The sequence below is a fragment of the Roseovarius sp. S88 genome (assembly GCF_037023735.1).
In the GTDB taxonomy this organism is placed as follows: domain Bacteria; phylum Pseudomonadota; class Alphaproteobacteria; order Rhodobacterales; family Rhodobacteraceae; genus Roseovarius; species Roseovarius phycicola.
This window is the reverse complement of the sequence record NZ_CP146069.1, coordinates 2487120-2501405: the sequence shown is the minus strand read 5'-3', so window position 1 is coordinate 2501405 and position 14286 is coordinate 2487120. Positions and strand designations below refer to the sequence as shown.

The 14286-nt window shown below is 58.8% G+C and carries 17 protein-coding genes; 4 read left to right on the top strand and 13 right to left on the bottom strand.

Features of this window, described 5'->3' with window-relative positions; translation table 11 throughout:
- Together RZ517_RS12700 and RZ517_RS12695 are read right to left on the bottom strand one after the other, a co-directional pair.
- Nucleotides 1-678, bottom strand: a complete 678-nt coding sequence (locus RZ517_RS12700) for a type 1 glutamine amidotransferase (protein ID WP_338548570.1) — start codon at nt 676-678, stop codon at nt 1-3.
- A gap of 60 nt (nt 679-738) precedes the next feature.
- On the bottom strand, nt 739-2055 hold the full coding sequence (locus tag RZ517_RS12695; protein ID WP_338548569.1) for a glutamine synthetase family protein: 1317 nt from the start codon (nt 2053-2055) through the stop codon (nt 739-741).
- A 285-nt stretch (nt 2056-2340) separates the two neighbouring features.
- Here RZ517_RS12695 and RZ517_RS12690 point away from each other — a divergent pair, with 285 nt between their 5' ends.
- Nucleotides 2341-2574: a hypothetical protein gene (locus tag RZ517_RS12690; RefSeq protein WP_317057663.1), complete on the top strand. Its 234-nt coding sequence runs from the start codon at nt 2341-2343 to the stop codon at nt 2572-2574.
- 120 nt (nt 2575-2694) lie between these two features.
- Here RZ517_RS12690 and RZ517_RS12685 read toward each other — a convergent pair whose 3' ends face one another.
- From RZ517_RS12685 to RZ517_RS12670, 4 genes are all read right to left on the bottom strand, one after another.
- Complete coding sequence (locus RZ517_RS12685; RefSeq protein WP_338548568.1) at nt 2695-3588, bottom strand: fructose bisphosphate aldolase; 894 nt, start codon at nt 3586-3588, stop codon at nt 2695-2697.
- Between the two features lie 234 nt (nt 3589-3822).
- Nucleotides 3823-4602 carry an SDR family NAD(P)-dependent oxidoreductase gene (locus RZ517_RS12680; protein WP_338548567.1) on the bottom strand — a complete coding sequence of 260 codons (780 nt, stop codon included), beginning with the start codon at nt 4600-4602 and terminating at the stop codon, nt 3823-3825.
- A gap of 77 nt (nt 4603-4679) precedes the next feature.
- The gene (locus tag RZ517_RS12675; protein WP_338548566.1) at nt 4680-5363 is read right to left on the bottom strand and encodes a LysE family translocator; all 684 of its coding nucleotides are present in this window, start codon (nt 5361-5363) and stop codon (nt 4680-4682) included.
- A gap of 118 nt (nt 5364-5481) precedes the next feature.
- The gene (locus tag RZ517_RS12670) at nt 5482-6666 is read right to left on the bottom strand and encodes a phosphoglycerate kinase (RefSeq protein ID WP_338548565.1); all 1185 of its coding nucleotides are present in this window, start codon (nt 6664-6666) and stop codon (nt 5482-5484) included.
- A 140-nt stretch (nt 6667-6806) separates the two neighbouring features.
- On the opposite strand from RZ517_RS12670, the gene RZ517_RS12665 reads away from it, so the two are divergent.
- From RZ517_RS12665 to RZ517_RS12655, 3 genes are read left to right on the top strand one after another with little or no spacing between them, the layout of a single operon-like run.
- On the top strand, nt 6807-7313 hold the full coding sequence (locus RZ517_RS12665; protein WP_317057668.1) for a peptidylprolyl isomerase: 507 nt from the start codon (nt 6807-6809) through the stop codon (nt 7311-7313).
- Nucleotides 7306-7857, top strand: coding sequence for a peptidylprolyl isomerase (locus tag RZ517_RS12660; RefSeq protein ID WP_338548564.1), 552 nt, complete (start codon nt 7306-7308; stop codon nt 7855-7857). The genes RZ517_RS12665 and RZ517_RS12660 overlap by 8 nt, the downstream gene beginning before the upstream one ends.
- Before the next feature lie 3 nt (nt 7858-7860).
- Nucleotides 7861-8652: a DUF4336 domain-containing protein gene (locus tag RZ517_RS12655; RefSeq protein ID WP_338548563.1), complete on the top strand. Its 792-nt coding sequence runs from the start codon at nt 7861-7863 to the stop codon at nt 8650-8652.
- A gap of 155 nt (nt 8653-8807) precedes the next feature.
- Here the strand turns inward: RZ517_RS12655 and RZ517_RS12650 are convergent, their stop codons facing one another.
- The 7 genes from RZ517_RS12650 to RZ517_RS12620 form a co-directional block, all read right to left on the bottom strand.
- A complete protein-coding gene (locus RZ517_RS12650) occupies nt 8808-9614 on the bottom strand; it encodes an ABC transporter permease (protein ID WP_338548562.1) in 807 nt (268 codons plus the stop codon).
- The gene (locus RZ517_RS12645) at nt 9611-10495 is read right to left on the bottom strand and encodes an ABC transporter permease (RefSeq protein WP_338548561.1); all 885 of its coding nucleotides are present in this window, start codon (nt 10493-10495) and stop codon (nt 9611-9613) included. The genes RZ517_RS12650 and RZ517_RS12645 overlap by 4 nt, the downstream gene beginning before the upstream one ends.
- A gap of 1 nt (nt 10496) precedes the next feature.
- Nucleotides 10497-11321: an alpha/beta fold hydrolase gene (locus RZ517_RS12640; RefSeq protein WP_338548560.1), complete on the bottom strand. Its 825-nt coding sequence runs from the start codon at nt 11319-11321 to the stop codon at nt 10497-10499.
- A gap of 62 nt (nt 11322-11383) precedes the next feature.
- Nucleotides 11384-12106, bottom strand: a complete 723-nt coding sequence (locus RZ517_RS12635; RefSeq protein WP_338548559.1) for a transporter substrate-binding domain-containing protein — start codon at nt 12104-12106, stop codon at nt 11384-11386.
- Between the two features lie 30 nt (nt 12107-12136).
- Complete coding sequence (locus tag RZ517_RS12630; RefSeq protein WP_338548558.1) at nt 12137-12913, bottom strand: ABC transporter ATP-binding protein; 777 nt, start codon at nt 12911-12913, stop codon at nt 12137-12139.
- 147 nt (nt 12914-13060) lie between these two features.
- Nucleotides 13061-13801 carry a phosphate/phosphite/phosphonate ABC transporter substrate-binding protein gene (locus tag RZ517_RS12625; protein WP_338548557.1) on the bottom strand — a complete coding sequence of 247 codons (741 nt, stop codon included), beginning with the start codon at nt 13799-13801 and terminating at the stop codon, nt 13061-13063.
- A gap of 6 nt (nt 13802-13807) precedes the next feature.
- Complete coding sequence (locus RZ517_RS12620; RefSeq protein ID WP_338548556.1) at nt 13808-14248, bottom strand: TerB family tellurite resistance protein; 441 nt, start codon at nt 14246-14248, stop codon at nt 13808-13810.
- Nucleotides 14249-14286: the final 38 nt, after the last annotated feature.

Sequence of the window (14286 nt, the reverse complement as noted above, 5' to 3'; positions counted from 1 at the left end):
TTAGGCCCCTTTTCTGAAATGGTCTGCCATGCGCTCGGCAAAAGCAGCACTGTCAATGGGCGCGTCCGCCTCATCGCGGGCTGTCTTGAGCAGATCGTCCGGCACAACGCCCTTGCCGCGCTGGTCGATGATGGTGGTCAGGATATGTGAGGTAAATTCCGGGTGCGGCTGGATCGTCATGATTTTGTCGCCGATCATCATCGCGGCGTTTTCGCAAAAATCCGAGCGCCCGATGATATGAGCGCCTTCGGGTGGCGTGATCACCTGATCCTGATGCCAGGCATGCATCGCAACGGTCTGACCGTCAATGTCATATTCCGTGCGGCCCACGGACCATCCTCCGTCGAACTTCGCCACCGTTCCGCCCAAGGCTTGGGCGATGATCTGATGGCCGAAACAGACTCCGATGAGAGGCTTGCCTGCGTCCCGAATGTCTCGAATGAACGCCTCAAGCGGGGGAATCCACGGGTGATCCTCGTAAGCGCCGTGTTTTGAGCCGGTGATCAGCCATCCATCGGCGTCCTCGGGGCTCGAGGGATAGACCTCATCCACGACATCATAGCGGTCAAACTCAAACCCCTTGTCGGCGAGCAGCTGGGCAAAGATTGCGTCGTAATCGCCCGTGTCCTCGATCAGATCGGGAAGGGCATGGCCGGTCATCAGGATACCGATTTTCATAGGTCACCAAATTTGATCAAATTCAGGCTAGCCGTGCGTCAGCAGCACATCAAGCCTGATTTACACGGTTTCGAGGTAGATTTTCCAGTGTTCGTCCACCGGGCGCTCTGACATCAGGCGCATCTCTTGCCGTTTGGTCAGGACAAGGTTTCGGATGAGATCGGCGTGAAAAATCCGCGCCAGCGCATCGCTGCCTTCAAAGAGCGCGATGGCCATGTCCCAGTCCTCGGCCAGTTGCGGCAGGTCCTGATCATAGGAATTGCCTGTGATCGGCGGGGGCGGGGTTCTGGCGTCTTCAATCCCGTTCATCGCCGCGCCGAGAACGGCGGCGAAGGTCAGATAGGGGTTGGTGTCGCCCCCGGCGACGCGATGTTCGATCCGCCGCGCCTTGGGCGATCCGCCAGGCACGCGCAGGGCGGCGGTGCGGTTGTCATAGGCCCAGCAAATCGAGGTGGGCGCATGCGCACCGGGCACCAGCCGCTCGTAGCTGTTGGCGTGCGGCGCAAAGAGAAGCGTGCTTTCCTGCATGGATGACAGGCACCCGGCGATGGCGTGCAAGAGCGTTTCGGTGCCTTCGGGGCCGTCATTGTCAAAGACATTGCGCCCCTCTGCATCCAGAACGGAAAAATGCATATGCATCCCGTTGCCCGCATCCTCGGCAAACGGCTTGGCCATAAACGTTGCCGCATGCCCGTGCTTGCGCGCCATCCGCTTGATCAGACGCTTGAAGAGCCAGGTGTCATCGGCGGCGCGCATGGCATCCTGATGGGTGAGGGTGAACTCGAACTGTCCAAGGCCGGACTCGCAGGTCGCGGTTTGCACCGGAATCCCCATCTTTTCGCAGGCTTTGTAGAGATCACTGAGAAAGGCATCGAAAATATCAAGCTGCGCCAATGACAACACATCGGGCAGTTCAAGCGCTCTGCCTGAGTCAGGGTCTTTGATCGGGGCCAGTGCGTCGCCGCTGTCATCCACCATCGTGAATTCCAGCTCGGTTGCGGCAATCACATGCCAGCCGCGTGCGCCGTAGCGCGCCAGAACGGTGGCCAGCGCATGGCGTGGGTCGCCTGCAAAGGGTGTGCCGTCTTCATGATGCATTGCCATGGGCACCAGCGGCTGGTCCACCTCCAGCCAGGGCAAGGGCACCGGGCCACGCTCTGTGGGCAGCAGCACGCCATCGGCATCGCCGGTCTCAAAGACCAGTGGGCTGTCTTCGATGTCAAAGCCGAAAATGTCGACATTGCTGGCCGAAAATGGCATACGCACCGCGCCTTGATCAAGTTTGCCAGCGTAAGAGCCCGGCACACGTTTGCCACGCATCCGGCCATTTAGGTCAGATGCGGCCACCCGAAAGGTTTGATATTCGCTTAGGTCCATGATCCGCTGTCCCGCAGAGTTTTGCGCAGCCTAGTGGGAAGCAGGCAAAGCTTCCAGATGCATTTGATCAAATTGCGCAGGCTGCGGTGCCAAAGCCGGGAGCTGACTTCGGTGCGTAGGCGTAATGCGTTGTTTTGCACCAAGGTGACGCTTACGCCGCTTGCATCCGGACGCCTGCGAAAAGTGGGAGCTTTAACTGTTGTGAGAGCCCCCGCGAGCGACTAGAATAGACCTGACCTCCAAGGGCGGACACAAGAAACTTAAACGCAGAAAGCGCAGCTGACCATGAATTCTTACAAGATTTGGGCTCTTTTGGGGGCCGTTGGTGGCGCGGGTTTTGGCCTTGTTGTCACCCCGTTGATTTTTATCCTGGTGAATTTTTCCTCCGGCGGTGTCACGTTCGGTGAAACGGTCCGCTTTGCCCTTGCCAATGGGGTCACCTGGGGTGCTTTGGGCCTCTTTGCAGGCATCTTCCTTGGGGTGGTCAACACCGTGAAGAGCCAACCTGCAGAGGACTGATCCCGGCGTCAGAGCCAAAGCGTAGCTTCAAGCCGCACAGGGTTGCTTGGTATTCTCTTTTTCGTGTGCTTCCTTGTGATGGTGCGCCGCTTTAACACCGCGCCCCAGTCATGAGGCCCATCAACCGGCAATCGACGCGCGGTAGATGCTGTCGATGGTTGTGCCAATCGTGCTGTTGAACGCCTCGTCCGATTGATCCGCCGACAACCCCTCGGTCAAGGCGCGCGAGAAGCTGGCGATCATGCCGGTGTTTTTGGACAAGCGGTCATTGGCCTCTTCGCGGGAATATCCACCAGATAGCGCCACAACCCGCAAGACACGTGGGTGATCCACCAGCGCTTTGTAATGGTTTGCCGTCTCGGGCAGGGTGAGTTTGAGCATCACGTCGCGACCCTCGGGCAGGGCGTCGAGGTTCTTGGCGATCTCGGCCACCAGAATGTCCTCGGCCCCGGCCTTGTCGGCGATGGAAATGGTCACTTCCGGCTCGATGATCGGTACCAGACCATGATCCAGGATGGTGCCCCCCACTTCGAATTGTTGCGCGACATTGGCGGCAATACCCGAGGGCGAGGCCGCGTCAATCACAGAGCGCATCTTGGTGCCATAGATACCGGCGGCATTGGCGCGCTCCAAAAGCGCCTCAAGATCGGGCATCGGCTTCATCAGCTTCACGCCGTCGGTCTCATCCGCCAGCCCTTTGTCCACCTTGAGGAAGGGCACGACACCGCGCTCTTCCCAGAGGAACTCGGCCGAGGGTCGGCCAGCAATCTGGCGGTCCATGGTCATCTCGAAAAGGATCGCGCCGATCACTTTGTCGCCGGTAAAATCCGGAGCCTGCGCGATACGCGCCCGCATGCCGTGGATCAGGTCGAACATTTCCGCTTCGCCGGAATAGGCATCCTCATTCACACCATAAAGCTTGAGCGCCTTGGGCGTGGAGCCGCCGGATTGGTCCAAGGCGGCAATAAAGCCCTGGCCCTGGCGGATTTTGTCGGTCTGAGCGGATTTCGACATGGGTGTCCTCGATCAATAGATAAACAACTCCGGCCCTCTTAGAGGGGCGGGCAGGGCCATGCAATTCTGATAGCGCTATCAGCTCTTTCCGCCTGGCGAACATGTTTCCATGTGCGAAACTTAAAGCGTTTCGAGGAAAACCTGTGTCACAGATTTTCGCGAAACGCCGTGTAACGCTCAATCGTTGCGCGCATTTCGATTTTATTTGATGTCTCAAGTTAAAATCGAAACGCTTTAATGCGCCTTGCCCATGATTTTGGACGCAACAAAGGTTGTGACGCGCCGTGGCGTGACGCGCGGCAAAAAGGCAAAGACTTTGTTGAGCGCGCCCGTCACAATCACCCGCTTGCCCGCGCGCGCAGCGATCCAGCCCTGTTCGGCCACGTCTTTGGCCGACATCGGTTTGGCCAATTTGAGCAGCCGCACACCGTCCATGTCGGCGACATCAAAGAAATTGGTGGCCGTGGCCCCTGGGCAAAGGGCGGTGACGGTCACGTCCGAGCCGCTCAGTTCCTCGGCCACGGCCTCGGAGAGCGACAGCACAAAGGCTTTGGTCGCGTGGTAGACCGCCATGTTGGGGCCCGGCGTGAAGCCTGCGACAGAGGCCACGTTGAGGATACGCCCGCCGCCATGACCCTGCATATGCGGAATGGCCTGTTTCATCAGATAGGTAAGCGCGATCATGTTCACGTTCATCGAGGTCAGTTCCTGCGCCCAGCTCTCCGGCCTGCTGAAGGCGCTGTTTTTGCCAATACCGGCATTGTTCACAAGCCGGTCGATAACACGACCTTCGCTGACCCTGGCCCAGAGCGCCTCGGTCTGGATGAGATCTGACAGATCGGTGGGCATGACCTCGACCTGCACGGCGTCGTTGCGCAACTCCTCGGCCAGGGCGTTGAGCTTGTCCTCTGAGCGCGCCACAAGTATGAGATTGCGCTTTTCCTTGGCCGCCAGCTTGGCAAATTCCACGCCAAGCCCTTCGGAGGCTCCGGTGACCAATGTCCAGCTCTCCATCTCTGCGCTCCTTGTCTTTGGCGGAATTTGCGCTGCAGCTTAGGCAAAGGTGGGTCGGGCGTCGAGTGCGGTGTTCTTCACATTGCAAGTGTCGCTACGGAGGCGAGCAGGAGCAGAGCAAAGGCAATGTTGACTGCACGGGCGGCGCGCGGAGAGCGCAGGTGCCGCGCCAGTTCCGCGCCGGTCATCAGCCACAGGAAGTTGACGATGATGATCACGCCGAGGATCAGGGCCGCTTTCCAAAGCCCGTCTATAAGCGGGTTGCCCGCGATCAGCACATAGCCCGAGAAAAGCGCGGCCATCGCGGCATAGGCCTTGGGGTTGGCCAGGGTGACGAAGATGCCGTCAATGAGGCGCGGCGGGTTGGCGTCGTTGTTTTCCAGATGCCCAATCGCCGGGGCTGTCGCGATTTTCCAGGCGAGGTAGAGGAAATATACGATGGCCATCGCCGTGATGACCGGCGTCACACCGGGCAGGGCGAAGATCGCGCCGGAAATGCCCGTGCCGACAATCAGCGCCACGAGCATCACGCCAACCACCAATCCCGCGACATAGCGCAACCCGCGTATCCGCCCGAACGAGGCTCCAACAGCGGCTGCACTCAGCGTGTTCGGTCCGGGACTGCCCGTCAGGGCAAAGGCGGCCAGCAGGAAGGCGGTGAGGTTCTCCATGGCGTGGAGGGTAGGGGTGGAGAGGTGGTGGTGCAAGAAAGGAGTAGGATGGGCAATGTTGCCCACCGCTGTGATCGAATTGGTGGGCAAGATTGCCCACCCTACCGCGCGGCTTATCTTTCTTTTCTTATGTCATCCTCGGGCTTGACCCGAGGAGCTCGTGATTAAGAGATCCCCGGTCAAGCCGGGGATGACGGTCAGTCCTTGCTCAACCCCCAAGCGCCGCCACACCAGGCAAGGTCTTGCCTTCCATCCATTCCAGAAACGCACCCCCGGCGGTGGAAATATAGGTGAAATCTTCCGCCGCTCCGGCCTGATTGAGGGCGGCGACCGTGTCACCGCCACCTGCGACCGAGACAAGCGTGCCTGCGCGGCTTGCCTCTGCGGCATGACGGGCGGCGGTGTTGGTTGCCGCATCGAACGGCTCCAGCTCGAACGCGCCCAAAGGCCCGTTCCAGATAAGGGTTTTTGAGGCCTCAATGGCCGTGCTGATCCGGGCAACGGCTTGTGGACCGGCATCAAGGATCATCGCGTCTTCGGGACAGGCATGGGCGGGGACGACTTCATGGGTCGCATGTGCTTTGAATTCGCGCGCCACCACGACGTCAGCAGGCAAGAGGATCTCGCAGCCTGCGGCCCCTGCCTTGCCCATGATCTCGCGGGCGGTGTCGGCCATGTCATGTTCACAGAGCGATGTGCCCACATTGAGGCCTTGGGCGGCCAGAAACGTGTTGGCCATGCCGCCGCCGATGACCAGCTTGTCGACCTTCTCGACCAGATTGCCCAGAAGATCGAGCTTGGTGGACACTTTCGCGCCCCCGACAACGGCCAGAACCGGGCGTTCCGGCGCGCCCAATGCTGCCTCCAGCGCGCTCAGTTCGGCTTGCATCAACCGGCCTGCGCAGGCCGGCAAATGGCGCGCCAGAGCCTCTGTCGAGGCATGCGCGCGGTGGGCGGCGGAAAAGGCGTCGTTGCAGTAGACATCGCCCAAACCTGCAAGGCGTGTGGCAAACTCGGGATCATTGGCCTCTTCGCCGGGGTGAAAGCGGATGTTCTCCAAAAGCAGCACCTCGGCCGCCTTGGCCTCCGCCGTCAGGTTCTCGGCGCCCTCCAGTGTTTCGATGAACTGTACCGAGTGCCCAATGGCCTCCGACAGGGCAGGCACCACGTGGCGCAGCGACATCTCGTCCACGACCTTGCCTTTGGGGCGGCCAAAATGCGCCAGCAGCATAGGCTTGCCTCCAGCTGCGAGAATGGAGTCAATCGTGGGCTTGATCCGGTCGAGGCGGGTGGTGTCGGTGACCTGGCCGTTCTCGATGGGCACGTTGATGTCCACGCGGGTGAGCACGGTCTTGCCTGCAAGGTTTACATCATCAAGCGATTTCCAACCCATATCACCCACTCCCTTGTAGTCTGACCGGTTAGGTGTCGCGCGCCTTTTGGCTTGGCTCCGCCGGGGCGTCAACCTCTGGCTTGGCAATCGGGAGCGAAGCGCCTAGGTATCGGGGAACGTTTCATTCAAAGGAGGCCCGGATGGCCGAGATCAAAGATCCAGAAAACACAGTCCTGATCGAGCTGAAGGACGGCACCGTGACCATCGAGCTTTTGCCCGATGTGGCACCCGGCCATTGTGAGCGGATGAAAGAGCTGGCGCGGTCAGGTGCCTATGACAATGTGTGTTTTCACCGGGTGATTGATGGCTTCATGGCACAGACCGGCGATGTGGCGAATGGCAATCTGGAAAAGGATTTCAACATTCGCCTTGCGGGCACAGGCGGCAGCGACCTGCCCAACCTGAAGGCCGAGTTTTCCGGCGTGCCACATGATCGCGGCACCTTGGGCGCGGCGCGTAGCCAAAACCCTGACAGCGCCAATTCTCAATTCTTCATCAACTTCAGCGACAACCACTTTCTCAACCGGCAATACACCGTCTACGGCCGGGTGATTGAAGGCATGGAGCATGTCGATGCGATCCTGCGCGGCGAACCACCGATGAACCCCGACAGGATGATCAGCGTGAAGGTGGCCGCCGATGTATAAGACGTTTCTCTCTGCAAGCCTGATCGCTCTGGCCGCACCTGCCGTGGCCACGGAAATGACGATTGAGATCGTAGGCGAGGCCATGGGCACCGTCACGATTGATCTTCTGGAAGACGTGGCGCCAGGTCACGTGGCACAGATATCCGAACTGGCCAATGAAGGTGCCTATGACAACGTCGTGTTTCATCGCGTGATCGATGGCTTCATGGCACAGACCGGTGATGTTGAGTTCGGCAAGGAAGGCGAAGACATGCGTCTCGCCGGTCGCGGTGGCAGTGAACGGCCCGATCTGGCGGCAGAGTTTTCCGATGTGCCGTTTGATCGCGGCGTTGTGGGCATGGCACGGGCACAGGACCCCAACAGTGCCAACAGTCAGTTCTTCATCATGTTTGATGCCGGGCATTTCCTGAATGGGCAATACACCGTCGTGGGGCGCGTGACCGAGGGCATGGATATCATTGATGCGATCAAGCGCGGTACAGGTCCGAACGGCGCTGTTGTTGGCGCGCCGGACGTGATGCGCAAGGTTTCGGTCAGCGAATAAGCCATGGTACCCACGGGCTATGAGCCTCTGAACACGCTCAAGCCCGTGGCTGAGGGCCTCTGGATTGTCGACGGTCCTGCGATCAAATCCTATGGGTTTCCGTTTTCAACGCGCGCCACTGTGGCGCAGTTGAAGAATGGAGACATCTGGGTGCATTCGCCCACTCAACTGAACGAAAGCCTGTGCGCTGAGCTGGACGCGCTGGGGCCGGTACGCCATCTCATTGCACCCAATCAGATCCACTATCTAAATATTCCCGATTGGTGCAGTGCTTATCCCGAAGCAACGTTTTGGGCGGCCCCCGGTGTGCATGACCGGGCCGCCAAGAATGGTCTGAGCCTGCCCGAAAGTACGGCGTTTCGCTCCAATGGGCCTGAAGAGGCTTGGAAGGGACAGATCGACCAACTCATCGTGCGCGGCAGCCGCTGGCACAAGGAGGTGGTGTTCTTTCATCGTGCGGGGGAGACGCTTGTGCTGACTGACCTCATCGAGGCGTTTGAGACCGAGAAACTGCCAGCGCATTGCCGTCCATTTGCGTGGCTAAACGGGATTGATGAAAGCGACGGGAAAACGCCACCCCTCATTGCCTGGAGCTTTCGGGACAAAGAGGTTTTTGCCGAGGATATCGAACAGATGATTGAGTGGCGACCGCGTCGGGTGATTATCGCCCATGGGCGGTGGTATGAACGTGACGGTGTAGGGGAGCTGGAACGCGCCTTCCGCCGAGTTTTGCGCGCGCGGCGCTGGGATAGCGCGATCAAGGATATGAAAGACCGCGAAAACAGCCAACGGTAGGCGTGCGGCAAAGCGCGGAGCCTCCGGCGGGGATATTTTTAGCAAAAAGAAAAGACAGGGTTAGAGCTTTCTTTTTGCCATGAAATATCCCGGGGTTTGGGGCAGCGCCCCAACGAAGGATCGTTTTGCGGCGCAGCCGCTCAAATGATAGATGATCAGCGGATGATGTTCATGCGCAGTTTCAGCCTGCGGCGGCTTTCCTGCGGCAGGTGGCGGTTGAGATAGCGGTTGATCAGTCCAAAGAGACCGATGACGCAGAGAGTCAGCAGGATGAAATAGCCTGCGAGGATCGGGTAGGGCACGAAGGGGTTGAAGGTCTTGTCGGCGAAATAATTGGCGTAGTAGAGCGCGTCACCCCTTTGTTGCCAGGCGGGGAAGGCCGAGAAAAAGACCAGTGTGGTGGCATGGAAGAGGAAAATCGCCTCGTTGGTATAGGCCGGCCAGGCGAGCCGCAGCATGGTGGGCCAGATGATCTTGCGAAAGCGCGGCCAGCCCGAAAACCCGTAGGCATCGGCGGCCTCTACATCGCCCTTAGGGATGGAGCGCAGTGCGCCGTAGAAAATCTCGCCCGAATAGGCGGCTGTGTTGAGGAAGAGCACGATGAGCGCGCCGAGCCAGGCCGCGGTGAAGGGGTCAAAGATTGGGTTCACCTGTTTCAGGCTGAGAAAAGCGAAATAGGCAAAGAAGAACTGGATAAAAAGCGGCGAGCCGCGGAAAAGGAAGATGAACCACTCTGAGGGTTTGCGCAGCAGCGGGTTCTGCGCGCCTTTGCCAAGTGCCACGGCGGTGGCGAGGAAAAAGCCGCACAACAGGGCCAGCGCGCCGAAATACACATTCCAGATCATGCCGGAGCCGATCAGGGTGAATTGCTGGCAAAGGGTGAAATCCTCTTTCGGTAAGAGCCGTTCGCCAAAGCCCACTGAGCGGAAGGCGTAGGCCTGAATTGTTTCCCAGCAGCTCATGCCGCCGCCTTTCTCTGGGCTTCACCGCCGGTGGTGGCCTGCCCATGGGTGAGGCGGGTCATAAGGCGTTCGAGGAAAATCTCGGAAACTTTGGTGAGACCAAGGTAGAAGACCAGCAGCACCAGGAAATACCACATGCGCCAGTCGCCATGGGGATAGTCGGTAAAGCGCGGCAGCGCGGTGCCGCCTAGCTCGCGGGCCCAGTAGACGATGTCTTCTACGCCTAACAGGAACAGAAGCGGTGTGGCCTTGGTCAGCACCATCCAAAGGTTGCTGAGGCCAGGGATCGCGTAGACCCACATCTGCGGCACCAGAATGCGCCAGAAGCTTTGGCGCGCGGTCATGCCGTATGCTTCGGCCGTTTCAATCTGGGCACGCGGCACGGCGCGCATGGCGCCAAAGAGCACGTTTGCCGCAAAGGCGCCGAAAACGATGGCAAAGGTCAGAACCGCGAGGAAGAAGCCATAGGTTTCATGCACCCATTGCGGGGCATCACCCAAAGGCAGTTTGGCGGCCTGGCAGACGATGAAGTCATTGCCCTGGCGCACCGGTTCGGTCCAGTCGGGGCATTTGACTTTGTGGCGGATCCACTCAAACGCCTGATCGAGGGCGATGACGAAAAAGAGGAAAAACGCGATGTCGGGCACGCCGCGCACGATGGAGATATAGCCCTTGCCAAGCCAGCTCAGCGGTGCGAACCGCGATCTGGCAGCGGTGGCCCCGGCAAAGCCAAAAGCTAGCGCGGTGGGGGCGGTGATGGCCAGAAGCACCAGCACGGTGATCACTGAGTAATAAAGGTTAACGTGCTTGCCCGTCGTCAGGTAACAGGACAGCCAGCGCAGGTTTTCTAGGGTGGAGGGGTCGGTGCAATACGCAAACATGTTATGCCGCCTCCGCCATCAAATAGGGTAAGGCAGTGTCAAGCACCGCTGTGGGATCTTCGAGCTGTGGCAGGTGACCCAGCCCCTGAATTGGATGTATCTCGCACCCAATTGCTTCGGCCAGAGCCATGCCGCGGTCTAAAGGAATCCAAGGATCGTCAGCGCCCCAAATTACCTGAACAGGGCGGGATAACATATTGAGTTCATTTTCAACTTCAGCGGTCAGCGCCTCATCAGCTTGGGCAAACTGCCGGTAGAAGGCGCGCTGTCCTTCCTTGTCAAGCCAAGGGGCTTGCAGAGCGTCTCGGTCTTTCTCATCCAGCGGCTTGATGAGCGCACCATCGATATAGGCCTGCACAACAGCCGCATGGATATGTGACGGAAGGCCCAGGAAAGCCTCGATATGGTGTCTGACATGCTCAAAGAAGTCCGATCCCCAAGGGCGCATCATCACGATATTCATCAAAAGCGTGCGGTCATAACGGGCGTCATGCAAAAGCTGCGCACGCAAGCAGATCGCACCGCCGAAATCATGCGCCCAGACAGAGGGCTTATCAAGCTGCCATAAAGATAACATTTCAGCGAAAACAACGGCTTGTGCATCAAGACCTGTGGGGTGATCGAGTGCTTTGTCTGACTTACCAAACCCAGGCATATCGTACCAGTAAACGGTAAAATGGTCCGCCAGGATCGGGATCACGCGGTGCCAGGCGTAGGATGACCAAGGCCAGCCATGTGCCAGCACAAGAGGCGGTCCATCGCCCGCTTTTCCCCAGGCGATGGTGCCAAGTTGGCTGTCATGCGTGTGGTTCAGGTGCCAGGCCATATGCCCCCAAAAGGCCGGAGAAATCTGCGCCCCGGCCACTGCCGGAGCGCAGCAAGATCAGATCACTCGAAAGTCGAGGAGACTTCCCACTTTGTGATCATGGCGTTGAGGCTGCCGTCGTCTTTCATCGACTGGATGGCGGCATCAAACTTGGCTTTCAGCTCGCCATCCGACTCGCGGATGCCCATGCCGACACCACCGCCCAGTGGCACGTCCGGGCCGACAAAGCTAAGGTCGCCATCTTCGGCCACGATGGGCGCGAGATAGGATTTATCCGCCAAAACCGCGTCCGCTTCACCGCTTTTCACAGCTGCAATGGTTTCTTCGGGCGTTGCGAATTCAACCAGTGTTGCGCCGGATTCAGCGACAAAGCCCGCCTGGATCGTACCGGTTTGCGCCGCGATCACGCCGCCTTCGAGGTCAACGCCGTCGGAGGCCGCGACATAGGCGGATGGATCTGGTGGCGTATAGTTTGTTGTGAAATCAATGACTTCGTCGCGCTCATCCGTGATCGACATACCCGCGATGATGGCATCATAGTTGCCGTTCACCAGGTTGGGGATGATTGAATCCCACTCATTTGTGACCCATTCGCATTTGAGTTCAGCGCGCGCGCACAGCTCGTCGCCCAACTCGCGTTCAAAGCCGTCGACCTCACCGGCGTCATTGAGAAAGTTCCAAGGGGCGTAGGCGCCCTCGGTGCCGAGACGGATGGTCTTGTCTTCCGCCATTGCAATACCACTGGACAGCGCCAGCGCCAATGCAGAAATGACTAGTTTTTTCATTTGGTTACTCCCTTTTCTTCAAGTTTCTTTTCAGGCGGCCATGGTCGAGCTGAGAAACTGCTGCAGCCGTTCTGATTTCGGGGCGCCGAAGAGTGTTTCGGGCACGCCTTCTTCTTCGATGAGACCCTGATGGAGAAAGATCACGTGATCCGACACATCATGGGCCAGCTTCATATCATGGGTGACAATCATCATGGTGCGGCCCTCTGAGGCCAAATCCTTGATAACTTTCACAACTTCCTGTTCCAACTCGGGGTCAAGCGCCGAGGTGGGTTCGTCAAACAAAAGCGCTTCAGGCTCCATGGCCAGCGCACGCGCAATGGCCGCGCGCTGCTGCTGTCCGCCCGAGAGCTGCGCGGGGTAGACATCGCATTTGTCGCCAATGCCCACCTTGTCGAGGTATTGGCGGGCCGATGTCTCGACCTCGCCGCGGTCTCGGCCTAGCACGGTCACCGGGGCCTCCATCACATTTTCCAAGATGGTTAGATGCGCCCAGAGGTTGAACTGTTGAAAGACCATGCTCAGGTTCGTGCGAATCCGCAGAACCTGTTTGGCATCGGCAGGGCGGCGCGACATGGCCTGACCCGACCATTTCACCGGCTCACCTTTGAAGACAATATCGCCATCCTGGCTGTCTTCCAAAAGGTTGGCACAGCGCAGAATGGTGGATTTGCCAGACCCCGATGAACCAATCAGTGAGACTACGTCGCCGCGCTTGGCGGTGATATCGACACCCTTGATGACCTCCAAAGACCCATAGGCTTTGTGCAGGTTGCGAATTTCAATAACGGGCGTCGTGTCGGACAAAGGCAGGTTCCGGTCAGGTGGCGGATGGTTAACACCCGGTACTAGGACGCAAAAATTTGCACAATGCAACTTTCAAATCGCCGAAAAACGCTGTTTGATTAGTGATTTTGCCACCAAAGCGGAGTTTTCAGGCTTCTTTCCGCAACGTCAACTGCTGGGCGGTACTGGCGTTCGCACGCTCAGATAGCGCTCAGCGGGGATGTCGACGAGACCATATAACGAGAGTGACTCACGGTCGTCTTCGCGTAAGTCAGCGATGGCCTTGGCCAGCGCGTCTCTGATCGGGGCCAGGTCTCGGTCACGGGCTGTGATGAACGGAAGGGTTGGTGTCGGGTCTGTATGCGCGACCACGCGCAGCTGTGCGGCAAAATCATCATATCGCTGAATGTGTCGCCAGGTCAGCGCATCAATCGCGGCCAGATCGGCGCGCCCCTCGGCCACAGCCTTGGCCGAGAAAAGATGCCCTCCGGACTTTGAGGTTCTGGCGAACGAAAAGCCGCGACTAAAGCCATAGTTCGCCGCAGCTGCCCAACCGCTTTGAGAGAGCGGTTCATTGTAGGCGAAAACAGAAGATGAGTAGTCTTTGATTTGATCTCGCAGCTCATCTGCACGAGCCACAAAGACCGAGCAATATTCGCCGGGTGCGCAGCCTTCCAGACGATTGTCCGGTGTGCCCACAAGTTGCACAGCGCCGTGCAGCCTTGCGCGGTAGGGGAAGCCGCAGGTTTGTGACAACAAAAGATCGGGGGACATCCAGTGCTCCCAGATGTCACCATCACGCTTCAGACTGTCTGGCCCAAAGCCCAAGTTTTCACGAACGGCGTGCCACAGGCGATCATTGGCCGCCTGCAATTCGTGGCGGTCATACATCGGCAGGCTCGCAATCATGCAGGTTTATCCAGCGTTTGCAACACGTTGCCGAGCCTTGGCGCTGTCGACATCATTGACGCCCAAAAGGCTGGCAGCCAGACGAATGAGCGCATCTTCTTCGGCATCGCGGGCGCCGTCGGCAAGGGCGACTTTCCAAAGCGCCTCGATCACGCCGATGCGGTCCTCGTAGGCCACCGCGTCCTTGATCGCACGGGTAAACCGCACGGTGTCGGGCGCTTCGGACTCCAGCGTTTCGGCTTCACCGCGTAAGGATCGTGCGTCCGTTGTACTTAACCCGTAGCGGGCGGAGATTATGCTTTCGATCCGCGCTGCTTCGGAGACGGAATATTCACCGTCGGTGCGCGCCAGCCGCACCAAAAGCGCAGAAAGCGCAAGTCTTGCGTCACTGTCGTTCAGGGGTTCGGGCTCTGGGGCCACTAAGTTCTTGAGAAAATCAGCAAACATAGGGATGCATATAGGCGAAAGGGCGCGACGCGCCAATG